Source organism: Pseudomonas sp. GD04091 (genome assembly GCF_029836165.1).
Classification (GTDB): Bacteria; Pseudomonadota; Gammaproteobacteria; order Pseudomonadales; family Pseudomonadaceae; genus Aquipseudomonas.
In genome coordinates this window covers 1-25,612 of the sequence record NZ_JAOEBG010000028.1, presented here as the reverse complement: position 1 = coordinate 25,612, position 25,612 = coordinate 1, and the positions used below count along the sequence as shown (strand labels likewise).

The following is a 25,612-nucleotide window of genomic DNA, read 5'->3' as shown; positions in this document are numbered from 1 at the left end:
AGCAGGCCGCGATTCAGGCCGCCGCCGGCCGCTGGTGCCGGCGCCAGTTGTCGTCGATCTTCGACCAGGTCTTGCCGTCGGTGATCGCCAGCAGCTTGCGGCCATCCTTGAAGGTGGCGAGGAAGGTGACCTCGTCCTCCTTGCCGCCCAGCAGCAGGCCGGCCAGCAAGCCCACCGGGCCGGCCACCAGCGCGCCGGCCACACCCCAGCCCAGGGCGCCGCCCAGGCTGCGGGTGGATTCGAGGTTGGCCAGCTTCAGGTCCTTGATGCGCGTGAGCGAGATGCGCTCGCCGGGCGAGGGGCTGCGTGGGGTCTTGAGTGTGAGCGCTCCATTGCGATACTCGCCTTCACCCTGCAAGAAATCGCCGGATTGCACCGTGAGTCTTGTCATCGTGTCGTCCTGTCAGGAAGGGGGCTTTTGACCAGCGCCTACTGAGCGCCCGGCCAAGGGGCAAGTCAACGGCCAGGCGACGGAGGGTCGTGTGGCGTGTTGTCGCGCCGGCGCAGGCCAAGACGAAACAGCGTTTCGCCGGAACAGTCGGCAGTCGCCTTTTCATAACTAAACTTCGACTTGATATATATAAAAACCCGACAGTCATGACTGGAACTAATGGTTGCAGCCGATGCCATTGATCCCTCTCAGTTTGCGCAAATAATTGCGGTGCAGTTGTTTTTTCGAAAACGAAAAAATGGCGTCAAAAAGTGCTGGACAATAAGTTTCAGTTTGTGTCAGTTTTTTTGCGCCTCATAAGGGCGAGTGACAGGATGCTCTCGCCAGGTGGGAGACGCCTGTCTGACATCAACTGCTTTTTTGTACACAAGGAAGTAACCTGCATGTCGAAAGTCAAAGAAAACGCTATTGTTTCGGCCGCTTCCGTGCTGCAACCGAACGGTCCGAGTTCTTCCTACGGCCTGATCAATAGTTTTGCCCACCAGTACGATCGCGGTGGCGCGAACATCAATGGCAAGAAGTCGTTCACGGTCGACCAGGCCGCCGACCACCTGCTGCGTGATGGCGCTGCCTGGAAGGATCTGAACAAGGACGGCACCATCAGCCTTACCTACACCTTCCTGACCAAGGCACCCTCCGACTTCTACAGCCGTGGCCTGGGCTCGTTCAGCCAGTTCAGCGACCTGCAGAAAACCCAGGCGAAGCTCTCCATGCAATCCTGGGCGGACGTGGCCAAGGTCACCTTCACCGAGTCTGCCTCCGGTGGTGACGGTCACATGACCTTCGGCAACTTCAGCGCCAGCAATGGCGGTGCCGCGTTCGCCTACCTGCCGTTCGACCAGCCGGGTTCGCACAAGGGCGAGTCCTGGTACCTGATCAACAGCGGCTACCAGGTCAACATCACCCCGGGCACCGGCAACTACGGGCGCCAGACCCTGACCCACGAGATCGGTCACGTGCTCGGCCTGTCCCACCCCGGCGACTACAACGCCGGCGAGGGCAACCCGACCTACCGTGACGCCGATTACGCCCAGGACACCCGCGGCTACAGCGTCATGAGCTACTGGAGCGAGAGCAACAACGGGCAGAACTTCGTCAAGGGCGGCGGGCAGTACTACGCCTCGGCCCCGCTGATGGACGACATACTGGCGATCCAGAAGCTCTACGGCGCCAACTACGCGACCCGTGCCAGCGACACCACCTACGGCTTCAACTCCACCGCTGATCGCGACTTCTACTCGGCCACCTCGGCCTCGTCGAAGCTGGTGTTCTCGGTGTGGGACGGTGGCGGCAACGACACCTTCGACTTCTCCGGGTTCACCCAGAACCAGAAGATCAACCTCAACGAAGCGTCGTTCTCCGATGTCGGTGGCATGGTCGGCAACGTCTCCATCGCCAAGGGCGTGACCATCGAAAACGCCATCGGCGGCTCGGGCAACGACCTGCTGATCGGCAATGCGCTGGCCAACGTGCTCAAGGGTGGTGCCGGCAACGACATCATCTACGGCGGCGGCGGCGCCGACCAGCTGTGGGGTGGCAGTGGCGCGGACACCTTCGTGTACGCGGCCGTCAGCGACTCGACCAAGGCGGCGCCGGACCGGATCATGGACTTCACCTCGGGTGTGGACAAGATCGACCTGTCGGCCATCTCGGCTTTCGCCGTGAACAAGCTGCCGCTGCAGTTCGTCAACGCCTTCACCGGCCATGCCGGCGAGGCGGTACTGACCTACGACCAGGCCACCAACCTGGGCAGCCTGTCCGTGGACTTCACCGGAAACAGCCTGGCTGATTTCCTGGTGACCACCGTCGGCCAGGCCGCTGCAACCGACATCGTGGTCTGATGTACGAGGGGGCGGCGCTCGCGCGTCGCCCCTTTTGCCGACGAGGCCGATGAATGAGAGCAACCGTGCGAACGATCGCGCTGGCCGCGATTCCCCTGATGTCGATGACCGAGGTAGGTATGGCGAGCAGCCTGTTACTCCCCAACGCCGCGCAACTGGCCGGTGACTGGACGCTGTACTCCGAACAACCACAGACCCAGGCCTGCAACCTGCGCCTGGGCGCCAGCGAAGGTGTGGTCGAGGGCGACCTGGACTGCGCCAGCGCGTTGCTGGGCCTGCGCCCTGGCAGCTGGTTGGTGACGCCCGACACCTTGGCGCTGGTGGGCGGCGATGGCAGCACCGTGGTGCATTTCAGCCGTGAAGGTGCCAGGCGCTATGGCTGGACCACGCCGGGCGGTACACAACTGGTGCTCGAGCGCCTGGAAAAATAACCCCGGCCTGGAACTTTTAAAGTTCCAGGCGAGCAAGGGCGAAACATGAAACTACCGAGCAAAAAGCCCGGGGCGCCTTTGTGGGCGGCACTCGGCGAACATCAGTCAACCTTGATCAGCGTGGGGTGTTTCACGGCATTGATCAACTTGCTCATGCTGGTGCCATCCATTTATATGCTTCAAGTGTACGATCGTGTACTGAGTTCACAGAGCATCACAACTTTGTGGGTGCTGACATTGATGGTGGTCGGCTTCTTCGTTTATATAGGCGCGCTTGAAGCGGTGCGCAGTTTCATTGTCATTCGGGTGGGTAATCTGCTCGAAAAAAGTTTCAACCTGAAGGTCTATCGCGCCGCCTTCGAACGCAACTTGCGCCAGCGCGATGGCGCCGCCGGGCAGGCCCTGGGCGACCTGACGCAACTGCGCCAGTTCATTACCGGCCCGGCGCTGTTCGCCTTCTTCGACGCGCCGTGGTTTCCCATCTATCTTGCGGTGATCTTCGCCTTCAACGTCTGGCTCGGCGTGATGGCCACGGTCGGTGCGTTGCTGCTGATCGCCCTGGCCATGCTCAACGAACGCCTCACCCATGCCACCCTGGCCGAAGCCAGCGGATTTCAGCAGCAATCGACGCTGCTGGCCGGCAGCCAGCTGCAAAGCGCCGAAAGCATCCAGGCGATGGGTATGCTCGGCGCCCTGCGCCGACGCTGGTACGACCTGCACGGGCGCTTCCTCGACCTGCAGAACAAGGCAAGTGACACTAGCGCGGTGATCACCGCCACCAGCAAGGGCCTGCGCCTGTGCTTGCAGTCGCTGGTGCTGGGGTTGGGCGCGCTGCTGGTGATCGAGGGCCAGATGACCCCAGGCATGATGATCGCCGGCTCCATCCTGATGGGCCGGGTGCTCGCGCCGATCGACCAGCTGATCGCGGTGTGGAAGCAATGGAGCGGCGCGCAACTGGCCTACCAGCGCCTGGACGATCTGCTGCGCGATCACCCTGAACCCCCGACGCCGATGCCCCTGCCGGCACCGACCGGGCAACTGACCGTGGAGCAGATCAGCGCCGGTCCGCCCGGGCGCAACCTGGCCACGCTGCAGCAGGTGCACTTTGCCCTGGCTCCAGGCGAACTGCTCGGTGTGTTGGGTGCATCGGGATCGGGCAAGTCGACCCTGGCCAAGGTGCTGGTCGGCGTCTGGCCCACCCTGAGCGGCCATGTGCGCCTGGACGGCGCCGAGCTCAGTCAGTGGGACCGCGATGCCCTGGGCCCGCACATCGGCTACCTGCCGCAGAACATCGAACTGCTGCGCGGCAGCATCGCCGAGAACATCGCCCGCTTCGGCGAGCTGGATGGCGTCAAGGTGGTGGAAGCGGCCCGCCTCGCCGGGGTGCACGAACTGATCCTGCGCCTGCCCCAGGGCTACGACACGCGCCTGGGCGAGGAGGGCGTCGATCTGTCCGGCGGCCAGAAGCAGCGCATCGCCCTGGCTCGCGCCTTGTACGGCGATGCCCGGCTGATCGTGCTCGATGAGCCCAACTCCAACCTCGACAGCCACGGCGAGGCCGCGCTGGCCAACGCCATCGTCCAGCTCAAGGCCCAGGGCCGTACCGTGGTGCTGGTGACCCACCGCAGCGCGGCGCTGGCCCAGGCCGACAAGCTGCTGGTGATGAACGAGGGCCGGATGCAGGGCTTCGGTCCGGCCCGCGACATCCTCCACGCCATGGGCCAGGCCCCGGCGCAACGCCCCATGCAGGCCGGAGGTGGCGCATGAACAGGCAGACCCGTGATGCACGTTTTCATGTCCGCCTGGGCTGGCTGCTGACCCTGGTCGGTTTCGGTGGTTTCATGGCCTGGGCCAGCCTCGCCCCGCTCGATCAGGGCGTACCGGTGCAAGGCACCGTGGTGGTGTCGGGCAAGCGCAAGGCGGTGCAGTCCATGGCCGCCGGCGTGGTGAGCCGGATCCTGGTCAGTGAAGGTCAGGTGGTGCGCCAGGGCGAACCGCTGTTTCGCCTCGACCGTACTCAGGTGCAGGCCGATGTCGATGCGCTGCAGGCCCAGTACCGCATGACCCGCGCCGCCCTGGCCCGCTGGCAGAGCGAGCGTGACAACCTGAGCCAGGTGCGGTTTCCCGCGGAACTTGTCGAGGATGCCGACGCCCGCCTGGCGCTGATCCTCGAAGGCCAGCGCCAGTTGTTCGACAGCCGCCGCCAGGCCCAGGCCCGCGAACAAGGCGCGCTGGCCGCCAGCATCGACGGTTCCCAGGCCCAGCTGACCGGCATGCGCCGGGCGCGCAGCGACCTGCAGGCCCAGGCCGACTCGTTGCGCGAGCAGCTGGACAGCCTGCGCCCGCTGGCCGGCGACGGCTACATACCGCGCAACCGCGTGCTGGAGTATCAACGGCAGCTGTCGCAGGTGCAGCGCGACCTGGCGCAGAACGCCGGCGAGAGCGCACGGCTGGAACAGGTCATCGTCGAAGCCCGGCTCAACCTGCAACAGCGCCGCGAGGAGTATCAAAAGGAGGTGCGCAGCCAACTGGCCGAAGCCCAGGTCAAGGCCGCGACCCTGGAGCAGCAGCTCAACTCCGCGCACTTCGAGTTGCAGCACAGCGAGATCCTGGCGCCGGCCGATGGCGTGGCGGTCAACCTCGCGGTGCACACCGAGGGCGCCGTGGTGCGGGCCGGCGACACACTGCTGGAAATCGTGCCCCAGGGCGCCGCGCTGGAGGTGGAAGGGCGCCTGCCGGTGAACCTGGTGGACAAGGTGGCGCCGCAGTTGCCGGTGGACATCCTGTTCACCGCCTTCAACCAGAACCGCACGCCACGGGTGACCGGGGAAGTGGCGCTGGTGTCCGCCGACCAGTTGATCGACGAGCGCAGCGGCCAGCCGTACTACGTATTGCGCAGCACGGTCAGCGAAGAGGCGCTGGCGCGCCTGGAAGGACTGGCGATTCGCCCGGGCATGCCCGCTGAACTGTTCGTGCGTACCGGCGAGCGCTCGCTGCTCAACTACCTGTTCAAACCCCTGCTCGACCGGGCAGGCACCGCCTTGACCGAACAATAAGGACCGCCCAGTGAAGAAGTTCCCACTGATCGGGCTGCTGATCGCCTGCGCCTGGCTGCCGGCCACCGCCCAGGCGACCATGGGGCCGTTCCAGGTATACGAGCAGGCCCTGCGCCGCGACCCGCTGTACCTGGCGGCGTTCAAGGCCCGCGAGGCCGGCCAGGAGTATCGCGCCATCGGCCGAGCCGGCCTGCTGCCCACTCTGTCGTACAGCTACAACAAGGGGCGCAACGATTCCGAGGTGCGCTATCTGGGCGATTCGCGCCGGCAGAAGGAGGACCGCCACTACGACAGCATGGGCTCGACCTTCATCCTCCAGCAGCCGCTGTTCGACTACGAGGCCTACTCCAGCTACCGCAAGGGCGTGGCCCAGGCGCTGTTCGCCGACGAGACGTTCCGCGATCAGAGCCAGCAACTGCTGGTACGGGTGATGACCAGCTACACCCAGGCGCTGTTCGCCCAGGACCAGATCGCCATCAGCGTGGCCAGCAAGCAGGCCTACCGGCAGCAGTTCCAGCAGAACCAGCGGCTGTTCGACGCAGGCGAAGGCACGCGCACCGACATCCTCGAAGCCCAGGCCCGCTACGAGCTGGCCGACGCCGAAGAGATCCAGGCGCGCAACGATCAGGACGCCGCGCTGCGTGAGCTGGGCGCGCTGATCGGCGAGCCGGCGGTGCGTGTCGAGGAGCTGGCGCCCTTGCGCGTCGGCTTCGCCCTGCCGGTGGTCGACCCGAGTGGCTACGGTGCCTGGCAGGAGCGGGCGCTGGCCAACAATCCGCAGCTGGCGTCTTCACGCCAGGCACTGGAAGTGGCGCGCCACGAAGTCGAGCGCAACCGCGCCGGGCACCTGCCCAAGGTCACCGCGTTCGCCACCTCGCGGCGTCAGGAGTCGGACAGCGGCAACACCTACAACCAGCGCTACGACACCAACACCGTGGGCATCGAGGTCAGTGTGCCGATCTTTGCCGGGGGCGGGGTGTCGGCCTCGACCCGCCAGGCCAGCCGGCATCTGGAACAGGCCGAGTACGAGCTCGATGGCAATACCCGCAGTGCCCTGATCGAGCTGCGCAAGCAGTACAACGCCTGCCAGTCCGGCGCCAGCCGCTTGCGTGCGTATGAGCGGGCGCTGGTGGCGGCCGAGGCGCTGGTGGTGTCCACGCGCAAGAGCGTGCAGGGTGGCGAGCGGGTGAACCTGGACGTGCTCAACGCCGAACAGCAGTTGGCCACCACCCGCCGTGACCTGGCCCAGGCGCGCTACGACTACCTGCTGGCGTGGATCAAGCTGCACTACCAGGCGGGGGGGCTGAGCGAGACACAGCTGGCACGGGTGGACGAAGCATTCATCGAGGGTAAGCCCTGAATCCCGCACTGGCCTCATCGCCGGCAAGCCGGCGATGAGGCCGCTGTTGTCACTGAAACGCTTTCAGGCCTTCACCGCTGCCTTCACCCGTCTGCGTTCCGCCAGTGCCCATACCACAAGCGCCAGCGCGCCGATCAGCAATCCTGCGATCACGATTCCATTCCAGCCGTGCACCTCGAACAGCTGCGTCCCCAGCAACGAACCCAGCGCCCCACCGATGAAGTAGCAGGTGATATACCCGGCATTGAGCCGTGTACGCGCCTCGGGCCGCAGCACGATCACCGCGTTCTGGTTGCTCACATGGATCAGCTGCACCGCCAGGTCGAGCAACAGCACGCCGATCAGCAGCGCCACCAGCGAACTTTGCGCCAAGGCCAGCGGCACCCAGGACACCAGCAGCGCCACCAGCCCCACCGTGGTTCCCAGCGGCCCCTTGCCACGATCGGCCAGGCGCCCGGCCCAGTTGGCGGCCAGCGCGCCGACCGCGCCAGCCAGGCCGAACAGGCCGATCACCGCATCGGAGTAGTGGTACGGCGCCTCGCTCAGCAGGAACGCCAGCGGCGTCCAGAACAGCGCGAACAGGCTGAAAGCCAGCAGTCCCAGCAGCGAGCGCAGGCGCAACACCGGCTCCTCGATGAACAGGCGGAACACCGAGCCGATCAGCGCCGGGTATTTCAGCCCGGCATGGCTGTGGTGCCGCGGCAAGCTGCGGTACAGGGCCAGGGCGGTGATCGCCATCAGCACCGCGGCCAGCACGTAGATGCTGCGCCAGCCGCCCAGCTCGGCCATGAAGCCGGCGGCGGTGCGTGCCAGCAGGATGCCCAGCAGCAGGCCACTCATCAGCGTGCCCACGGCCCGGCCACGCTGTTCAGGCGGGCTGAGGGCGGCAGCCATGGGCACCAGCACCTGGGCCACTACCGAGAACAGCCCGGTCAACGCCGTGCCGAGGATCAGCCAGGGCAGGCTTGGCGCGCAGGCACTGATCACCAGCCCCGCCGTGGCGATCAGCACCATGGTCACGATCAACCGGCGCTGCTCGAACAGATCGCCCAGCGGTGCCAGCAGTAACAGCCCGGCGCCATAGCTGAGTTGCGCGGCGATGACGATGGTGCCGGCACTGGCGGTGCTCAGGCCGAACTGCTGGGCGATGCTGTGCAGCAGCGGTTGCGCGTAGTAGTTGCTGGCCACGGCCAGGCCGGTGGCGGTGGCCATCAGCAGGAGCAGGGCGCGGCCGAGAGTCGGGGTGTTCATGGGCAGTCTCGTTGCAGGCAAGGTTGAATGGAGGCAAGTATCAGGAAGTGTCTTGGATGACGCCAATGTATAGTTTTCAACTTATCAATCTTGAAAGCAGATAGATCGATGAATCTCAAGCAGCTCGAATACGCCCTCGCCGTGGCCGACACTGGCAGTTTCACCCGCGCCGCCGAGCGCTGCCACGTGGTGCAGTCGGCGCTCAGCCACCAGGTGGCGCGGCTGGAGGCGCACCTGGGGGTGAGCCTGTTCGAGCGCAGCTCGCGGCGGGTACGCTTGACTCCGGCCGGCGAGGCGTTCGTGCTCAGCGCCCGGCCGGCGCTGGCGGCGGCGCGGCGGGTGGCCGAGGACGTGGCGGCGGCCTGCGGCCAGGTGCGGGGGCGCCTGTCGATCGGCGAGATCAGTTCGCTCACGGCACTGGACCTGGTCGATCCGCTGGCCGAATTCCACCGCCGCTACCCAGAGGTGGACGTGCGCTGGCTGACCGCCAAGAGCGAACTGCTGATGGCCGATGTCTGCGAGCGCCGACTGGATGTGGGCTTCATCGGCCTGTGGCAGGGCGAAGAACTGCGTGGCGTGCAGCATCGCCTGCTGGCGCGGGAGGAACTGGTGACGGTACTGCCGCCCGGCCACCGCCTGGCGGGCAGGGCGCAACTGGCCCTGGCCGAGCTGGTCGACGAGGTGCTGGTGGACTTTCCCGAGGGCACGGGCGCGCGCCGGCAGACCGACGAGGCATTCCTGGCGGCGGGGTTGCGGCATCGGGTGCAGTTCGAGATCGGGCATATTCGCCTGGTGGAAAAGTTCGTCCAGCGCGGGATGGCGCTGGGGTTGGTGCCCGAGCGTATCGCCCGGGGCTTTCAGGGGGTGGCGGTGGTGCCGCTGGTCGATGCGCCGGTCAGGCATCTGTATGTGGTCTGGTCACCCAGCCCGACGCCTGCGGCGCGGGCTTTTCTCGACGTCCTGGAAGAGCGCCTTGCGAGCCATTGAAGTGTGACCTGCACTGGCTTCTTCGCGGGCAAGCCCGCTCCCACAGGTTGTGCGCTTCCCCTGTTGGAGCGGCCTTGTGTCGCGACAGGGCCGGTTCGGGCAACCGCGTCGATCAGGCCGCAAACCCACCATCGGCCGACAGGCTCGCCCCGGTGATGTACCCCGCCTCAGGCCCAGCCAGGTACGCGACGAAACTGGCGATCTCCTCGGCCTTTCCATAGCGTCCGATGGCCATCAGCGGAATCAGGCTCTCGGCGAACTCGCCGCTGGCCGGGTTCATGTCGGTGTCCACCGGCCCCGGCTGCACGTTGTTGACGGTGATGCCCTGCGGTCCCAGGTCCCGTGCCAGGCCCTTGGTGAGGCCGACCAGCGCCGACTTGCTCATGGCATAGGGCGCGCCGCCGGCGAATGGCATGCGCTCGGCGTTGGTGCTGCCGATGTTGATGATCCGCCCGCCCTGGCCCATGTGCTTCACGGCGGCCTGGGTGGCGACGAACACGCTGCGCACGTTGACCGCCAGCAGGCGGTCGAAGTCGGCCAGGTCGAACTCGGCGACCGGCGCCACTGCCAGTACGCCGGCGTTGTTGACCAGGATATCGAGGCCACCGAAGGCCTTCACGGTGTCGGCCACCGCCTGTTGCACGGCGTGGCTGTCGGCGCTGTCGGCGCGCAGGGCGAGGGCCTGGCCGCCACGGTTGTTGATCTCGCCGGCCAGGGCCTCGGCGGGTGTCGTCGAGCTGACATAGGTGAAGGCGACCTTGGCGCCTTCGCTGGCGAGGCGGCGGACGATGGCCGCGCCGATGCCACGGGAACCGCCCTGGACCAGCGCTACCTTGCCGCTGAGAGGAAGTGTTTGGGACATGCTGATCTCCTGCGTTCAAGCAAGGCCGGATGCCTTGGATGGGCGCAGTATCGGCCCAGGATTACATGCTGATAAGATGGCAATCGCGATTGGCAGAGTAAACCTTTGGTTGGTAATCGAGATCATGGAATCCTTCAGCAGCCTTGAGTGCTTCGTGCGCAGCGCCGAGGTCGGCAGTTTCGCCGAAGCGGCTCGGCGCCTGTCCCTGACGCCGGCGGCGGTGGGCAAGAACGTCGCCCAGCTGGAGGCGCGCCTGGGCGTGCGGCTGTTCCAGCGCAGTACACGCAAACTGACCCTGACCGAGGCCGGGCAGCGCTTTCTCGGCGAGGTCAGTGACAGCCTGCGCACCATCCAGTACGCCATGGCCAATCTGGCCAGCGCCGAGGGGCAGCCGGCGGGGCTGCTGCGGGTGAGCATGGGCACGGTGTTCGGACGGCTGTATGTATTGCCGTTGCTAGGTGAGTTCCTGCGCCGCTACCCGGCGATCACCCCGGACTGGCACTTCGACAACCGTCAGGTCGACCTGATCGGGCAGGGTTTCGACGCCGCCATCGGCGGTGGCTTCGAGTTGCCGCCGGGTGTGGTGGCGCGCAAGCTGACCCCGGCGCACCGTGTGCTGGTGGCATCGCCGGGTTATCTGCGCCAGCACGGACCGATCGACCGCCCGGAGCAGTTGCAGGCGTGCGCGGGCATTCTCATCCGCTCGCCGCAGACCGGTCGGGTGCGCAGTTGGCCGCTGACCAGCCGCTGGCAGGAGCAGCAGCCCCTGCAAATGCCTCAGCGCATGACCATGAGCGATTCGGACGCCGCCTGTGCGGTGGCTGAGCAAGGGCTGGGCATCGCCCTGGTCAGCCTGCCGTTCGCCTTGCCCTACCTGAGCGCAGGACGCCTGTGCCGGGTGTTGCCGGACTGGTATGTGGACGATGGGCACATCAGCCTGTATTACGCCGAGCGCAAGCTGTTGCCGGGCAAGACCCGGACCTTCATCGATTTCGTGGTGGAGCAGTTTGCCGAGCAGGGGCTGGCGGGGCGCTTCGATGCGCTGCAGAGCCATTGATGGCCCCGCGATAGCGCTCGATCAGGCGATATCGACGATGAACTGGACCTGGGCCTTGCCGGCCACCACCAGGCTCACCTCGTCATCCACCCGCTTGCCGAGCAACTGCTGCCCCAACGGAGCTCGGGGGGTGATCACCGTCACCAGCCCATCCTCCTCGCCGACCTTCAACCCGGCGCCTTCCGGTCCGAGGAACAGCTGGCGTCGTTGCCCATCTTCATCCTCCAGCGTGACCAGGCAGCCGATCTGGATCCCCCGCGCCGGGTCGTAATCGCGCAGCACCAACTGCTGGTACGTCAGCAGCGCCTGGCGGATCTCTGCCGTGCGCCGGGCCTGCCCGGTGGCCAGGTAAGACGCTTCCAGCCCCAGGGTGTCGTACTTGTTCTCGGCAATGTTCTCTTCGGCGGTGGCGGCCTCGTAGGCGCTCTGGGCGGCGCGGCGCAGCACCTCCATGTCCTGTTCGAGGGTGGTGACGATGCGCTGCAGCAGGGTGGCCTTGTCCATGGTCAGTAGCAGAACTCCAGCACGTTGGCCTGGCTCTTGTCGGTCGGCGCGGTACGGTTCTGCTGCAGCCAGAACTGGCACTTGGGGCTGTTGAGGTTGCGCGGGTTGCCCTGGGCGGCATCGGCGGCCTGTTGCAGTTCCTGCTCGCGCAATATCTGCTTGTATTGCTCGAACATCCGAGCCTGGGCATCGACCGGTGGTGCCGGAGGCGCGCTCGGCGCCGGCTGAACGGTCGCTGGAGCGACGGCCTGGGTCAGCGGTTGCACCTGCTGCGGCCACAACCGCAGGGCCAGCCACAGGCTCAGGGCGATGGCCAGCGCGCCGAGCCACAGGCCGAAGGCGACGCACAGGATCAACGGTATGGGCTTGAAGGTAATCTTCAGTTCGCGGGAGCGGGGCATGCTGGCCTCCTGGCAGGCGTATCGATGGCGGCATTCTCGCATGGCGCGGCGGATTTTTTCAGCGTCGCACTTTTGTTGGCGGGCGTTTATCCGCAAAATCCGCGGTCTTTTTCGCAGGTAACGGAACGTGGCGATGAAAACCACCTGGGACATCTTCTGCACGGTCGTCGACAACTATGGCGACATTGGCGTCACCTGGCGCCTGGCCCGTCAGTTGGCGAGCGAGCACGACCTGGCGGTACGCCTGTGGGTGGACGACCTGCACGCTTTCGCGCGCCTGTGCCCCGAGGCCGACAGCCAGGCCATGCAGCAATGGCAGCAGGGGGTCGAGGTGCGTCACTGGCCAGCCGAATGGCAGGACGCGGAACCGGCGCAAGTGGTGGTGGGCGCCTTCGCCTGCCAGTTGCCGCAAGGTTACGTCGCGGCCATGGGCAGCCAGCCCACGCCGCCCTTGTGGCTGAACCTGGACTACCTCAGCGCCGAGGACTGGGTCGAGGGCTGTCATGGATTGCCGTCGCCCCAGGCCAATGGGCTGCGCAAGTTCTTTTTCTTCCCGGGCTTCACCGAGCATACCGGTGGCCTGCTGCGTGAGGCCTCCTTGCTGCCACGTTGCGAGGCGTTCCGGCAGACGCCGGGCGCGCGGGCGCGATTCCTCGAGGCGCTGGGCATCCAGCCCCAGGAGGGCGCACGGCTGATCTCGCTGTTCGCCTACGAGAACCCGCAGTTGGGCAACTGGCTCGATGTGCTGGCCGCCGACGCGCACCCTGTCCATCTGTTGGTGCCACAGGGGCGCATCCTGGGCGATCTCGGCGACTGGCTGGGCGAGGCCGATCTGCCCGTGGGGGCGCTTCATCGGCGCGGGGCCTTGACCGTGCAGGTCCTGCCTTTCGTCAGCCAGGACGACTACGACCGGCTGCTGTGGAGCTGCGATTTCAACGCCGTGCGCGGCGAGGACTCCTTCGTGCGGGCGCAATGGGCCGGTGTGCCGATGCTGTGGCACATCTATATCCAGGAAGAAAACGCCCACTGGGAAAAGCTCGAGGCATTCCTTGCCCTGTATCGACGCGGGCTGTCGGACGCCGCTGGCCAGGCGCTGACCGGGTTGTGGCGCGCCTGGAACATGGACCGCCCGATGGGGCAGGCCTGGCAGGCGCTGCAACCGCACTGGGACGAAGTCCGCGAGCACGCCCGCCAGTGGCAGGCCGCACAGGCCGCTCGGCCGGACCTTGCCACGAGGCTGGTACAGTTTTACCGAAATTCGCTATGATACGCGGCCTCGATTTTTATAAATCCATCCAGATTCGGATACTTCGTAATGAAAACTGGTAAAGAACTGAAACCCGGTACCGTACTGCGGATCGACAACGACCCGTGGCTGGTTCAGAAAGCTGAGTTCACCAAGTCGGGCCGTAACAGCGCGATCATGAAGACCAAGCTGAAGAACCTGCTGACCGGCTACAAGACCGAAACCGTATACGGTGCGGACGACAAGCTGGACGACGTGATCCTGGATCGCAAAGAAGCGACCCTGTCGTTCATCAGCGGTGACTCGTACACCTTCATGGACACCACCGACTACACCATGTACGAACTGAACGCCGAAGACATCGACGCCGTTCTGCCGTACATCGAAGAAGGCATGGAAGACATCTGCGAAGCCGTCTTCTTCGAAGGCCGCCTGGTATCGGTCGAACTGCCGACCACCATCAGCCGTCAGGTCGTCTACACCGAGAACGCCGCCCGTGGCGACACCTCGGGCAAGGTCATGAAGCCTGCCAAGCTGAAGAACGGTACCGAGATCTCGGTTGCCGACTTCATCCAGATCGACGAGTGGATCGACATCGACACTCGCGACAACAGCTTCAAGGGCCGTTCCAAGAAGTAATTGCTTCTTGCGACCCACGAAAAACCCGGCCTTGGCCGGGTTTTTTTGTGCCTGGATCCAGCGGGTTGCCTCGCCCCCTGTGGGAGCGGCCTTGTGTCGCGAAAGGGGCGCGAAGCGCCCCCAGCCGCGTATCACACCGTCACATGCAGGCGCACATCCACATTGCCACGGGTGGCGTTGGAGTAAGGGCAGACCTTGTGCGCCTTCTCCACCAACCCTTCGGCGTCGGCCTGGGCCAGGCCCGGCAGGTTGATGTGCAGGTCGATGTCCAGGCCGAAACCACCGGGGATCTGGCCGATACCGACCTTGGCGGTGATCGACGCGTCAGCCGGCAGGGCTTTCTTCTCCTGGCCGGCAACGAACTTCAGCGCGCCGATGAAGCAGGCCGAGTAGCCGGCGGCGAACATCTGCTCGGGGTTGGTGCCTTCACCGCCCGCGCCGCCCAGTTCCTTGGGGGTGCTCAGCTTGACTTCCAGCTTGCCGTCGCTGGAGCGGGATTTGCCATCACGACCGCCAGTGGAAGTGGCTTCTGCGATGTACAGCGGAGTGACCTTTTGCATCTTGAGCCTCGCTTGTGTGTTGTGCGCCGAGGGCGCGGGGTGGGAATGGGATTAACTTAGCGCGCAATTATTTTGCGTGCAAGATAAATGTTCGACCATTCATCCGAACGGCCATCTCACAGCTTAGCCGTCAGAGATTTTCTTGCAGGTGCGTGCGCAGGGTCAGCAGGTCGGCCTGCAGCTTGCGCAGTTGCTCGGCGCTGTGGCCGCTGGCCTGGAGGATGCAGTGCGGTACACGGCGGGCCTCGACCTGCAACGCACGGCCCTTGTCGGTCAACTGCACGATCACCACCCGTTCATCCTCGCGGCTGCGGTTGCGCTTGAGCAGGCCTTCGCTTTCCAGACGCTTGAGCAGCGGTGTGAGCGAGCCGGGGTCGGTGAGCAGCCGCTGGCTGATTTCGCCCACGGTCAGGCCATCGTGTTCCCACAGCACGAGCATGGCCAGGTACTGCGGGTAGGTCAGGCCCAGCGCTTGCAGCAGGGGCTTGTAGACCTTGGTCATCAGCAACGAGGTCGAGTGCAGGGCGAAGCAGACCTGGTTGTCCAGCAGCAGCTCGTCGCAGGGGGCTTGGGTGTCGGCGTTCATGCAGGTCCTTGAAATCGGTGAGGATTGAAATCTAGCACGCCAATGCTTGGTGCGCTCATGACCAGCGCAGCTCGCTGCGCAGGGCCAGGTCCCACGGCGGGACCGGACTGAAACGGCTCTTGAGGAATTCGAGCAGCAAGCGGCTGCGAGAGTTCGTTTCATGTTCCAGGCGCAGGGCATAAATACCGCTGCTTTCGGGCGCGGGCAGGCCGTTGTCGCAGAACAGTGGCACCAGTTCGCCACGCAGCAGGTAGTCGCTGACCAGCCAGGTGGGCAGATGGGCCACGCCCAGCCCGGCCAAGGCGCCGAACAGCAAGGTCTCGGCGTTGTTGGCAGCCATGCGCATGCGCGCCGGGCGGAACAGGCGGGTCTGCCCCGCGATCTCGAAGCGCCAGGCGAAGGGTGGGGCCAGCCCGTCCCAGTCGAGGCCGTCATGCCCGGGCAATTCGCTGGGGCAGGCCGGCAGGCCACGGCTGGCCAGATAGGCCGGGCTGGCGCAGGCGATGCGGACCATGTAGGCCAGCGGGGTGGCCACCAGTCGCGTGTCGGCCAGGGGGCCTGCGCGCAGCACCAGGTCGACTTCGCCCAGGTGGCTGCCGTGCAGGTCGACGAAGCTGTCGATAAGGCGCAACTGCACATCGAGCCCGGGGTAGGCGACCAGGAAGTCGGCGATGGCCGGCGCCAGATGGCGCCGGCCGAAGGCGGCGGGGGCGTCGATGCGGATCAACCCTTCGGGTGCATTGCTCAGCGACACCGCTTCGGCGCGGGCCAGGCGCAGTTCCTCGATGATGCGTCGGGCTCGTTCGGCGAAGGCGTTGCCCGCCGGGGTGGGGCGCACGGCGTGGGTGCTGCGCGAGAACAGGCGGCTGCCTACCGCGCTTTCCAGGCTGTCGATGCGCCGGGCCACCGCCGAAGGGGTCAGCGGGTGGCGACGGGCGGCGGCGGAGAAGCTGCCGGTTTCCAGCACGTCGAGGAACAGGCTCAGTTGTTCGGTGAGGGTGTCGGGGCTCATGGTGTCTCTGCTTGTGCGTAACGCGCAAAGCCATTGTGCGTTGCTTTGCGTTTCCCCGCCAGCAGCGACTGGGTAGCATGTCGGTCATCTTCTCAATACAGGCGGATGAGGCCCGGATGATCGAGTGGTTGATGTATATCGTGTTGGGTGCGACTCTGGGCACCCTGGGTGGCCTGTTCGGCATTGGCGGCGGGCTGATCGCCATTCCCGCGCTGGGCGTGCTGTTCGGTCTCGACCAGCAACTGGCCCAGGGCACCGCGCTGGTGATGGTGGTGCCCAACGTGTTGCTGGCGCTGTGGCGCTATCACCAGCGCAACCGCATCGAACTGCGCCATGCGCTGCCGTTGTCGTTGTGCAGTTTCGTGTTCGCCTGGCTGGGGTCGATCTGGGCGGTGGGCATCGATGCCCAGTCGATGCGCTTGTACTTCGTCGGCTTTCTGGTGGCGCTGGCGTTGTGGAACGTGGCGCGGATGTTCCTGCCGGTGAAGCCTGCGAGTACCGAGTTGCGCTATCCATGGCCCTGGCTGGGGGTGCTGGGCAGTTTCGCCGGAACCATGGGCGGGCTGTTCGGCGTGGGCGGGGCGGTGGTGGCCACGCCGATAATGACCTCGGTGTTCGGCACCACCCAGGTGGTGGCCCAGGGGCTGTCGCTGGCGTTGGCGGCTCCGAGCACCACGGTGACACTGCTGACCTACGGGTTGCACCAGAGCGTGGACTGGAGCATCGGGATTCCGTTGGCGGTGGGTGGCTTGCTGAGCATCAGCTGGGGGGTGAAGTTGGCGCATGCGTTGCCGGAGAAGGTCTTGCGCACGCTGTTCTGCGGGTTCCTGGTGGTGTGTGCGGTGATGCTTGGGTTCGAGCTTTAGTAGGTAGGGGCTGCTACGCAGCCCTTTCGCGACACAAGGCCGCTCCTACAGAAGATCGCGGCCTTGCCGAGGCGTCGGACCGGTCGCAAAGGGCCGCAAGGCGGCCGTGGATCCCACCCTTCATTTGAACCCTTCGACGATGTACTCGGCCATGCAGTCGGTGATCGGCGAATGCTGCTGGTCGTTGCGCAGCAGCATCACATTGGCCATGTGCAGCTGCGGCAGGCCGTCCTCTTCGTCGAGGATGCGCAGTTCGCCGCCGATCAGGCTCTGCAGCTGAGCGGTCACCGCCAGGCCCGCGGTGACGATGGCGAAGATCGCCGCCAGGCTCGGGCTGGTATAGGCGATGCGGTACTCGATGCCCTGGCGCTCCAGGGCGTTGCAGGTCCAGGCGCGGCAGAAGCAGTCGGTATTGAACAGCGCCAGCGGCATCGGCCGTTGCTCATGGGGACAGAAGCCCTTCGCCGCGGCCCAGACCAGGCGCTCCTGGCGCAGCAGTTGGCCGACCTCGTTGCCCGGCTCGCGGGTGACGATGGTCAGGTCCAGGTCCTGGCGCAGCATCAGTTGCTTGGACGAATCGCAATGCACCTCGACATGGATCAGCGGGTACGCCTGGGCGAAGCGGGTGAGGATGCTCGGCAGGTAGCGCATGGCGTAGTCGTCCGGAGTGCCGATGCGCACCACGCCGACCATGTGCGGCATGCGCAGGGTGTTGAACACCTCGCCATGCAGTTTGAGGATGCGCCGGGCATAGCCCAGCAGCACCTGGCCCTCGGCGGTCAGGCGCACCTGGCGGCCGTCGCGCTCGAACAGCTGGCGCTGCAGGATGTCTTCCTCCAGTCGCTTCATCTGCATGCTCACCGCCGACTGGGTGCGATTGACCACTTCCCCGGCGCGGGTGAAGCCACCTTGCTCGGCGATGGCGACGAAGGTGCGCAGCACATCCGCATCGAGACTCTGATACTGGGACATGGCATCAATCTCCGAGATGCATGGCATCAGAAACATTCGTTGGATTGATCTTAGGCCTGGGTCGAGACTGAAGCCATCCACAAGGAGGACGTCAAGATGAAAGGTCATTTCAACGTTGCTCACCAGCCTGTGTCGACCCTGAACCACTGGCTGCACGACGCCGGCGGCTTGCTGCTGCGCTGGTACGAACTGCACCGCCAGCGCGAGGAGCTGGCGCGCCTGAGCGATGCCACGCTGCACGACCTGGGGTTGTCGCGGGCGGACATCCAGCAGGAGGCCGATCGGCATTTCTGGGAGGATCCGCTACGCAAGTAGGCAGGTGAGGGCTTTGCTGGTTTCTTCGCGGGCATGCCCGCTCCCACAGGTTCATCGCGGCTGAACTTGTGGAAGCGGGCTTGCCCGCGAATGCTATGGTGCAGACACACCAGAAGGGTTGCAGAACAACTGTGAGGTATCAGCATTGCCCCTCGATCTGTCCATTTCCCAGGCTCGCCGCCTGGCCTTGTCCGCCCAGGGTTTCGGCAAGGCGCCGGTCAGCCCGCCAACCTTGGCCAGCCTCAAGCGCATGCTCCAGCGCCTGGGCGTGGTGCAGATCGACTCGGTCAACGCGCTGGTCCGCTCCCATTACCTGCCGCTGTTCTCCCGCCTGGGCGACTATCCGCAGGCCGCCCTCGACCAGCTTGCCTGGGGCAAGAACCGCCAACGCCGGGTGTTCGAGTACTGGGGGCACGAAGCGTCCCTGTTGCCGCTGGAGCTGTATCCTTTGATGCGTTGGCGCATGGCCCGCGCCGCGCAAGGCCAGGGCATCTACCGACAACTGGCAGCGTTCGGCCGCGAGCGTCGGGACGTGATCGACCGGGTGCTGGCGGCGGTGCGCGACCAGGGTGCCTTGGGCGCGGGCAGTCTGTCCACGCGCCAGGAGCGCGCCGGGCCCTGGTGGGACTGGAGCGAGGAAAAGCACGCGCTGGAATGGCTGTTCGCCGCTGGCGAGGTCACCGTGGCCGGGCGTCGTGGTTTCGAGCGCCTGTATGACCTGCCTGAGCGGGTCTTGCCGACGGCCATTCTCGATCAGCCAATGATCAGCGAAGCCGAGGCGCATCAGGGGCTGATGCTGCATGCCGCCAACGCATTGGGCGTGGCCACCGAGCAGGACCTGCGCGACTACTTTCGCCTGTCGCCGCAACAGAGCAAGGCCGCGCTGGCCGAGCTGCTGGCGGACGGGCGTTTGCAGGCCTGCGCCGTGCAAGGTTGGAAGCAGCCGGCCTATGTGTCGGGCACGCCACGGATTCCCCGGCGAATCGAGGCCAGCGCCTTGCTCTCGCCGTTCGATTCGCTGGTCTGGGAACGCAGCCGTACCGAGCGCCTGTTCGATTTCCGCTATCGCCTGGAGATCTACACCCCGGCGCACAAGCGCGTGTATGGCTACTACGTGCTGCCGTTCCTGTACAAGGAACGCATCGCCGCGCGCCTCGACCTGCGCGCCGAGCGCGCCCATGGGCGCCTGGCGGTGCATGCGGTGCACGAAGAGCAAACGGGGCTGGATGAACAGGGCTACCACGCCGTGGCGCTCGGCCTGCGGCAGCTGGCCGGCTGGCTGGGCTTGGAACGGGTGCAGCTCAACTGCCCCCGTGCCGAGGGCGGTCGGCTGCGTCAGGTGTTGCTCAGCGGCGTACCTGCTTGAGGGTTTCGGCGATCAGGAAGGCCAGCTCCAGTGATTGATCGGCGTTCATGCGCGGGTCGCAGTGGGTGTGGTAGCGGTCGGACAGGGCATCCTCGGTGATTGGCCGGGCACCGCCGATGCATTCGGTGACGTTCTGCCCGGTCATCTCGATATGGATGCCGCCGGCATGGCTGCCCTCGGCCTGATGCACCAGGAAGAACTGCTTGACCTCGTCGAGGATCTGCGCGAAGTCGCGGGTCTTGTAGCCGCTGCTGGCCTTGATGGTATTGCCATGCATCGGGTCGGAGCTCCACAGCACCTGGCGCCCCTCGCGCTGGACGGTGCGGATCAACCCCGGCAGATGGTCGCCGACCTTGCCGGCGCCCATGCGCACGATCAGGTTGAGGCGACCGGGGTCGTTGTCCGGGTTGAGCACGTCGATCAGGCGGATCAGCTCCTCGGGGTTCATGCTCGGGCCGACCTTCACCCCGATCGGGTTGTGCACGCCGCGCAGGAACTCGACGTGGGCGCCGTCCAGCTGGCGGGTGCGGTCGCCGATCCACAGCATGTGCGCCGAGCAGTCGTAGTAGTCGCCGGTCAGGCTGTCGCGACGCACGAAGGCTTCCTCGTAGTTGAGCAGGAGCGCTTCATGGGCGGTGAAGAAACTGGTCTCGCGCAGTTGCGGCGCGGTGTCCAGGCCGCAGGCGCGCATGAATGCCAGGGTTTCGTCGATGCGGTTGGCCAGTTGGTGGTACTTGTCGGCCAGCGCCGAGTTGGCGATGAAGTCCAGATTCCATTTGTGCACCTGATGCAGGTCGGCGAAGCCGCCCTGGGCGAAGGCGCGCAACAGGTTGAGGCTGGCGGTGGCCTGGTGGTAGGCCTGCAGCAGGCGCTCCGGGTCGGGCACGCGGCTGGTGGCGTCGAAGCCGATGCCGTTGACGATGTCGCCACGGTAGGCGGGCAGGGTGACATTGCCGATGGTCTCGTCATTGGCCGAGCGCGGCTTGGCGAACTGGCCGGCCATGCGCCCGACCTTGACCACCGGGCAGCCGGCGGCGAAGGTCATGACGATGGCCATCTGCAGCAGCACCTTGAAGGTGTCGCGAATCTTCGCCGCCGAGAATTCGGCGAAGCTCTCGGCGCAGTCGCCGCCCTGGAGCAGGAAGGCCCGGCCCTGGGTGACCTCGGCGAACTGCCGACGCAACTCGCGGGCCTCGCCGGCGAACACCAACGGCGGGTAGCTGGCCAGCGTCTGCTCTACTTTCGACAAGTGGGCGGCGTCCGGGTAGACGGGTTGCTGCTGGATCGGCAGGGCGCGCCAGCTGTCAGGGCTCCAGGGTTGGGTCATCGCAGGCTCTATCGATAAGGAATTCAGGCGTGTCTGCCATGGTACAGCCGCCGGCGTGCTTGTTGCACCCTCGGCATTGGCGGACAATACGCGTTTTGCGCAGGCAGGTGGCAGGGGATGGCAACGGAGCGGGAAGAGCGGCTGCTGGCACGGGTCGAGGATGCCTTTGGCGTCATCAGCGTGTACGAGGTGGAGGACTACCGCTTCCTCGAGTTCGGCGACGCCATCGAGCAGAGCTGTACCTTCATCGCCGACCCCAGCTGGCTGGAGTACGACTACACCCGTGCGATGCTGGCCGGCGCGCTGTGCCACGAGCAGCCCGAGAGCGCGCTGTTCCTGGGTCTGGGCGCCGGCACCCTGACCCAGGCCTGCCTGAAGTTCCTGCCGCTCGACGATGTCGAGGCCATCGAGCTGCGCCCCGATGTGCCGCGTCTGGCCATGGAATACCTGGGGCTGGACGACGATCCTCGGTTGTACGTGCGGGTGGGCGACGCCATCGAGCTGCTGCCCACGGCAGAGAAGGCCGACCTGCTGTTCGTCGACCTTTATACCGACCATGGGCCGGGTGTCGGACACCTGGCCTGGGGCTTTCTGGAGAACTGCCAGAAGCAGCTCAATCCCGGGGGCTGGCTGGTGATCAACCAGTGGGCCGGCGACGATGGCCGGCCGCTGGGCGCGGCGTTGTTGCGCGGGCTGTACCACCGCCATTACTGGGAGCTGCCGGTGAAGGAGGGCAATGTCATCCTGCTGGTGCCGGCGGACCTGGAGCAGACGCTGGACCTCGATGGCCTGCGCGCACGGGCCGATGCGCTGGCGCCGCGGTTGGGGTATTCGCTGGAGTACCTGATCAAGGGCGTCAGGCCGGCCTCCTGAGCATCGTGTTGCCCTCTTAGCGGGTAAAAACAGGCGCAGCATGGAAACGTTTCAGCTTTCATCCTGCGATGGCCGGATGCTGGCCTTTTTCATTGAAATATTTCTCACGGCTTTCGTCGAATTCGGGTATAGTACGCGCCGGTCTTTTAGCGGACCTCAAAATCAGGTGGTGCAAATCCTCCGAATCCAGCTTCGGCTGCGCGTCCGCTAGGCGGACCTCCCCAAGACGTTCCTATTTCAATCGTTTTCGCAAATCCCCGCCGCCAAAGCTGCCTGGGTGACCTTCTGGTCTTTCAAGGCATGTGCAGCTTTGGAGCATGGGTCTTTGCGGATGCACCTAGAGGCAGACCCATGACCCAGGAAACCGGCGGATTCGCCGCTCTCGATCTCAATCCGAACATCGTTGCTGCCGTTCTGGCCACCGGCTATGAAGAGCCGTCGGCCATCCAGCAACAGTCGATCCCGATCATCCTCGCCGGTCACGACATGATCGGCCAGGCGCAGACTGGCACCGGCAAGACCGCTGCCTTCGCCCTGCCGATCCTCAACAAGATCGACGTGAGCAAGCGCGAACCGCAAGCCCTGATCCTGGCGCCAACCCGTGAGTTGGCGCTGCAAGTAGCCACCGCCTTCGAAACCTACGCCAAGCAGATGCCGGGCGTTAATGTGGTGGCCGTTTACGGTGGTGCCCCGATGGGCCCACAGCTGCGCGCCATTCGCAATGGCGCGCAGATCGTCGTCGCGACCCCTGGCCGCCTGTGCGACCACCTGCGTCGTGACGAGAAAGTCCTGTCCACCGTGCAGTACCTGGTACTGGACGAAGCGGACGAGATGCTCAAGCTCGGCTTCATGGACGACCTCGAAGTGATCTTCGACGCCATCCCCGAGTCGCGCCAGACCGTGCTGTTCTCCGCCACCCTGCCGTCGTCGATCCGTTCGATCGCCGAGCGTCACCTGCGCGAGCCCAAGCACGTCAAGATCCAGAGCAAGACCCAGACCGTCACCGCGATCGACCAGGCTCACCTGATGGTCCACGCCGACCAGAAGATCCCGGCCGTGCTGCGTCTGCTGGAAGTCGAAGAGTTCGACGCGCTGATCGCCTTCGTGCGTACCAAGCAAGCCACCCTGGACCTGGCCGCCGCCCTGGAAGCCAAAGGCTACAAGGCTGCCGCGCTGAACGGCGACATCGCCCAGAACCAGCGTGAGCGCGTGATCGACTCGCTCAAGGACGGCCGCCTGGACATCGTCGTCGCCACCGACGTCGCTGCCCGTGGCCTGGACGTGCCGCGTATCACTCACGTGTTCAACGTCGACATGCCGTACGATCCGGAGTCCTACGTGCACCGCATCGGCCGTACCGGCCGTGCCGGTCGCGATGGCCGTGCGCTGCTGCTGGTCACCCCGCGCGAGCGCCGCATGCTGCAGGTGATCGAGCGTGTCACCGGGCAGAAGGTCGCCGAAGCCCGTCTGCCTAACCCGCAGGCCGTGCTGGACGCGCGTATCAAGAAGCTGACCAAGAGCCTGGCGCCGCTGGTGGCCGAGTCCGAGGCCAGCCACGGCGAGCTGTTCGACCGCCTGACCGCCGACCTGGGCTGCACCCCGCGCGCCCTGGCCGCGGCCCTGCTGCGCAAGGCCACCAACGGCCAGGCGCTGGACCTGGCCAGCGTCGAGCGCGAGCAGCCGCTGGTGCCGACCTACACCCCGCGTGAGCGTGGTGAGCGCACCGAGCGTGGCGAGCGCCCTGAGCGTGGCGATCGTGAGCGTCGTGCGCCGATGCCGCTGGCCGAAGGTCGCGTGCGTTGCCGTACCGCCCTGGGTGCCCGTGACGGCATCGCCGCCAAGAACCTGCTGGGCGCGATCCTCAACGAGGGTGGCCTGGCGCGTGACGCCATCGGTCGTATCCAGGTGCGCGACAGCTTCAGCCTGATCGAGCTGCCGGAAGACGGCCTGGAGCGCCTGCTGACCAAGCTCAAGGACACCCGCGTGGCCGGCAAGCAGCTGAAGCTGCGTCGCTACCGCGAGGACTGATCCTGGCGCTGCAATGAAAAATCCCCGGCCTAGGCCGGGGATTTTTTTGCCTGTTCTGGCCTCTTCGCGAGCCAACCCGTTGCCCAGGTCGGGCACGAGGCCGGTGGGAGCGGGTTTGCCCGCGGAGGCCGTTCAGTCGAACCGGTAGATATCCATCCCCAGCGCCCCCAGGGTGAACCCCTGGTGCGTGATACCGAACCGTTCGCCGGCACCCATGGCGAAGTACAGCGGCAGCAGATGTTCGTCGCTCGGATGATTGCGCGCCGCGAACGGCGCCTGGCGCCGATAGTCCAGCAGCGCCGCCTCGTCCCCGGCCTGCAGGCGCTCCACCACCCAGTCGCGAAACGCCAGGGCCCAGGGTTCGATCACATCCGGTCCGGCGTGCCAGTCCAGCTCACCCAGGTTGTGGGTGATGCTACCCGAACCGATCAGCAGCACGCCTTCCTCGCGCAGCGCCGCCAGATTCTGGCCGACCTTCAGCTGCAGGGCGGGGCCGGCCTGGCTGGGTAGTGACACCTGGATCACCGGGATGTCCGCCTGCGGGTACATCAGCGACAGCGGCACCCAGGCCCCATGATCGAATGGCCGTTGTTCATCCAGCCTGGCCCCCAGCCGCTCGGCAACTCGACGAGCCAGTGCCGGTTCGCCGGGGGCCGGGTACTGCACGGCATAGAGCGCGGCAGGAAAGCCGTGGAAGTCGTGCCAGGTCTGCGGTTGCGGATTGGCCATGACCAGCAGCTCACGGCTCTCCCAATGCGCCGACACCAGCACGATCGCCTTTGGACGGGGCAGGGCGCGGGCCAAGCCGGCCAGGGCCGGGCCGCTGGCACCCGGTTGCAGGGCGAGCATGGGCGAACCGTGGGAAATGAACAGGCTGGGCAGCATGGCAGGGTCCTGGCAGGTAAGATGCTGCCATCTTCGATCAGCCTACGATCGAGATCCAATATAAGTTTTCACAGGCTTTTATCGAAAAACCGGGAGGAATCATGGAGCCAGCGTTCTGGCACAAGCGGTGGGCGGACAACCAGATCGGCTTTCACCAACCTCAGGTGAATCCGTACCTGCAGGCGCACTGGCCGGCGCTGGGCCTGGCCCCGGGCGCGCGGGTGCTGGTGCCGCTGTGCGGCAAGAGCCTGGACATGCTCTGGCTGGCCGCGCAGGGGTATCGGGTGCTGGGGGTGGAGCTGTCGCGTCGGGCGGTGGAGGACTTCTTCGCCGAGCATGGGCTGGTGGCGCAGGTTGCCCAGCGTGGCGCTTTCGAGGTGTGGCGCAGCGACGAGGTGGAGTTGTGGTGCGGTGATGTGTTCGCCCTGCGCGCCGAGGATCTGGTGGATTGCACGGGGGTGTATGACCGGGCGGCGTTGATCGCCTTGCCAGTGGCGATGCGCGAGCGATACATGGTGTTGCTGGGCGAGCAGTTGCCGGCGGCCTGCCGCGGTCTGCTGGTGACCCTGGATTACGACCAGGCATTGATCGACGGGCCACCGTTTGCGGTGCCGGACGCCGAAGTGCGGGCAGGGTTTGCCGGGTGGCGGGTGGACGAGGTCGAGGCGCGGGAGATTCTGGGCGAGAGCCCGAAGTTTCTGAAGGTCGGTGTTGAAAGCCTGGTTGAGCGAGTCTA

General features: G+C 65.8%; 25 protein-coding genes and 1 pseudogene. 15 read left to right on the top strand and 11 right to left on the bottom strand.

Annotated elements, in window-relative coordinates:
- Positions 1-13 precede the first annotated feature (13 nt).
- Positions 14-391, bottom strand: coding sequence for a hypothetical protein (locus tag N7422_RS24065; protein WP_279808859.1), 378 nt, complete (start codon positions 389-391; stop codon positions 14-16).
- A gap of 443 nt (positions 392-834) precedes the next feature.
- On the opposite strand from N7422_RS24065, the gene N7422_RS24060 reads away from it, so the two are divergent.
- From N7422_RS24060 to N7422_RS24040, 5 genes are all read left to right on the top strand, one after another.
- Positions 835-2,292, top strand: coding sequence for a serralysin family metalloprotease (locus tag N7422_RS24060; RefSeq protein ID WP_279808858.1), 1,458 nt, complete (start codon positions 835-837; stop codon positions 2,290-2,292).
- Positions 2,293-2,357: 65 nt separating this feature from the next.
- Positions 2,358-2,723 carry an AprI/Inh family metalloprotease inhibitor gene (locus N7422_RS24055; RefSeq protein ID WP_279808857.1) on the top strand — a complete coding sequence of 122 codons (366 nt, stop codon included), beginning with the start codon at positions 2,358-2,360 and terminating at the stop codon, positions 2,721-2,723.
- A 45-nt stretch (positions 2,724-2,768) separates the two neighbouring features.
- Positions 2,769-4,490, top strand: a complete 1,722-nt coding sequence (locus N7422_RS24050; RefSeq protein WP_279808856.1) for a type I secretion system permease/ATPase — start codon at positions 2,769-2,771, stop codon at positions 4,488-4,490.
- Positions 4,487-5,779, top strand: coding sequence for an HlyD family type I secretion periplasmic adaptor subunit (locus tag N7422_RS24045; RefSeq protein ID WP_279808855.1), 1,293 nt, complete (start codon positions 4,487-4,489; stop codon positions 5,777-5,779). Before N7422_RS24050 ends, N7422_RS24045 begins: the two co-directional genes overlap by 4 nt.
- Before the next feature lie 79 nt (positions 5,780-5,858).
- Positions 5,859-7,139, top strand: a complete 1,281-nt coding sequence (locus tag N7422_RS24040) for a TolC family outer membrane protein (protein ID WP_279808907.1) — start codon at positions 5,859-5,861, stop codon at positions 7,137-7,139.
- Positions 7,140-7,202: 63 nt separating this feature from the next.
- On the opposite strand, the gene N7422_RS24035 is transcribed toward N7422_RS24040, so the two are convergent.
- Positions 7,203-8,390, bottom strand: coding sequence for an MFS transporter (locus N7422_RS24035; protein WP_279808854.1), 1,188 nt, complete (start codon positions 8,388-8,390; stop codon positions 7,203-7,205).
- Between the two features lie 108 nt (positions 8,391-8,498).
- On the opposite strand from N7422_RS24035, the gene N7422_RS24030 reads away from it, so the two are divergent.
- A complete protein-coding gene (locus tag N7422_RS24030) occupies positions 8,499-9,377 on the top strand; it encodes a LysR family transcriptional regulator (RefSeq protein ID WP_279808853.1) in 879 nt (292 codons plus the stop codon).
- Positions 9,378-9,489: 112 nt separating this feature from the next.
- Here the strand turns inward: N7422_RS24030 and N7422_RS24025 are convergent, their stop codons facing one another.
- A complete protein-coding gene (locus N7422_RS24025) occupies positions 9,490-10,239 on the bottom strand; it encodes a 3-oxoacyl-ACP reductase FabG (RefSeq protein ID WP_279808852.1) in 750 nt (249 codons plus the stop codon).
- Between the two features lie 124 nt (positions 10,240-10,363).
- Between N7422_RS24025 and N7422_RS24020 the strand changes: the two genes are divergently transcribed.
- Positions 10,364-11,296: a LysR family transcriptional regulator gene (locus N7422_RS24020; protein ID WP_279808851.1), complete on the top strand. Its 933-nt coding sequence runs from the start codon at positions 10,364-10,366 to the stop codon at positions 11,294-11,296.
- 21 nt (positions 11,297-11,317) lie between these two features.
- On the opposite strand, the gene N7422_RS24015 is transcribed toward N7422_RS24020, so the two are convergent.
- Both N7422_RS24015 and N7422_RS24010 read right to left on the bottom strand, forming a co-directional pair.
- A complete protein-coding gene (locus N7422_RS24015; protein WP_279808850.1) occupies positions 11,318-11,800 on the bottom strand; it encodes a GreA/GreB family elongation factor in 483 nt (160 codons plus the stop codon).
- Positions 11,801-11,802: 2 nt separating this feature from the next.
- Positions 11,803-12,201 carry a hypothetical protein gene (locus N7422_RS24010; RefSeq protein ID WP_279808849.1) on the bottom strand — a complete coding sequence of 133 codons (399 nt, stop codon included), beginning with the start codon at positions 12,199-12,201 and terminating at the stop codon, positions 11,803-11,805.
- Positions 12,202-12,334: 133 nt separating this feature from the next.
- On the opposite strand from N7422_RS24010, the gene earP reads away from it, so the two are divergent.
- Complete coding sequence (gene earP, locus N7422_RS24005) at positions 12,335-13,468, top strand: elongation factor P maturation arginine rhamnosyltransferase EarP (RefSeq protein ID WP_279808848.1); 1,134 nt, start codon at positions 12,335-12,337, stop codon at positions 13,466-13,468.
- 48 nt (positions 13,469-13,516) lie between these two features.
- The gene (efp, locus tag N7422_RS24000) at positions 13,517-14,086 is read left to right on the top strand and encodes an elongation factor P (protein WP_060483780.1); all 570 of its coding nucleotides are present in this window, start codon (positions 13,517-13,519) and stop codon (positions 14,084-14,086) included.
- A 131-nt stretch (positions 14,087-14,217) separates the two neighbouring features.
- On the opposite strand, the gene N7422_RS23995 is transcribed toward efp, so the two are convergent.
- The 3 genes from N7422_RS23995 to N7422_RS23985 all read right to left on the bottom strand — a co-directional run bounded on the left by N7422_RS23995 (position 14,218) and on the right by N7422_RS23985 (position 16,244).
- Positions 14,218-14,646 carry an organic hydroperoxide resistance protein gene (locus N7422_RS23995; RefSeq protein WP_011532840.1) on the bottom strand — a complete coding sequence of 143 codons (429 nt, stop codon included), beginning with the start codon at positions 14,644-14,646 and terminating at the stop codon, positions 14,218-14,220.
- A gap of 130 nt (positions 14,647-14,776) precedes the next feature.
- Positions 14,777-15,232 carry a MarR family transcriptional regulator gene (locus N7422_RS23990; RefSeq protein WP_279808847.1) on the bottom strand — a complete coding sequence of 152 codons (456 nt, stop codon included), beginning with the start codon at positions 15,230-15,232 and terminating at the stop codon, positions 14,777-14,779.
- 55 nt (positions 15,233-15,287) lie between these two features.
- Entirely contained in the window at positions 15,288-16,244 is a 957-nt protein-coding gene (locus N7422_RS23985) for a LysR family transcriptional regulator (RefSeq protein ID WP_279808846.1), read from the bottom strand.
- Positions 16,245-16,360: 116 nt separating this feature from the next.
- Here N7422_RS23985 and N7422_RS23980 point away from each other — a divergent pair, with 116 nt between their 5' ends.
- A complete protein-coding gene (locus N7422_RS23980) occupies positions 16,361-17,110 on the top strand; it encodes a sulfite exporter TauE/SafE family protein (RefSeq protein ID WP_279808845.1) in 750 nt (249 codons plus the stop codon).
- 120 nt (positions 17,111-17,230) lie between these two features.
- On the opposite strand, the gene N7422_RS23975 is transcribed toward N7422_RS23980, so the two are convergent.
- Positions 17,231-18,082 (bottom strand): LysR substrate-binding domain-containing protein, encoded by an 852-nt coding sequence (locus N7422_RS23975; RefSeq protein ID WP_279808844.1) that lies wholly within the window; start codon positions 18,080-18,082, stop codon positions 17,231-17,233.
- Positions 18,083-18,178: 96 nt separating this feature from the next.
- On the opposite strand from N7422_RS23975, the gene N7422_RS23970 reads away from it, so the two are divergent.
- Both N7422_RS23970 and N7422_RS23965 read left to right on the top strand, forming a co-directional pair.
- A complete protein-coding gene (locus N7422_RS23970; RefSeq protein ID WP_279808843.1) occupies positions 18,179-18,397 on the top strand; it encodes a DUF1127 domain-containing protein in 219 nt (72 codons plus the stop codon).
- Between the two features lie 145 nt (positions 18,398-18,542).
- A complete protein-coding gene (locus N7422_RS23965) occupies positions 18,543-19,763 on the top strand; it encodes a winged helix-turn-helix domain-containing protein (protein ID WP_279808841.1) in 1,221 nt (406 codons plus the stop codon).
- Here N7422_RS23965 and N7422_RS23960 read toward each other — a convergent pair.
- Complete coding sequence (locus N7422_RS23960; RefSeq protein WP_279808839.1) at positions 19,744-21,090, bottom strand: 3-deoxy-7-phosphoheptulonate synthase class II; 1,347 nt, start codon at positions 21,088-21,090, stop codon at positions 19,744-19,746. The genes N7422_RS23965 and N7422_RS23960 overlap by 20 nt on opposite strands.
- Positions 21,091-21,207: 117 nt before the next feature.
- Here N7422_RS23960 and N7422_RS23955 point away from each other — a divergent pair, with 117 nt between their 5' ends.
- Together N7422_RS23955 and N7422_RS23950 are read left to right on the top strand one after the other, a co-directional pair.
- Positions 21,208-21,963: a spermidine synthase gene (locus tag N7422_RS23955; protein ID WP_279808838.1), complete on the top strand. Its 756-nt coding sequence runs from the start codon at positions 21,208-21,210 to the stop codon at positions 21,961-21,963.
- A 317-nt stretch (positions 21,964-22,280) separates the two neighbouring features.
- Positions 22,281-23,991 (top strand): annotated as a pseudogene (locus tag N7422_RS23950) (DEAD/DEAH box helicase).
- A gap of 132 nt (positions 23,992-24,123) precedes the next feature.
- Here the strand turns inward: N7422_RS23950 and N7422_RS23945 are convergent.
- Positions 24,124-24,876, bottom strand: coding sequence for a class III extradiol ring-cleavage dioxygenase (locus N7422_RS23945; RefSeq protein ID WP_279808837.1), 753 nt, complete (start codon positions 24,874-24,876; stop codon positions 24,124-24,126).
- Between the two features lie 101 nt (positions 24,877-24,977).
- Between N7422_RS23945 and N7422_RS23940 the strand changes: the two genes are divergently transcribed.
- On the top strand, positions 24,978-25,612 hold a 635-nt coding region (locus N7422_RS23940), incomplete at its 3' end, for a thiopurine S-methyltransferase (RefSeq protein ID WP_279808836.1).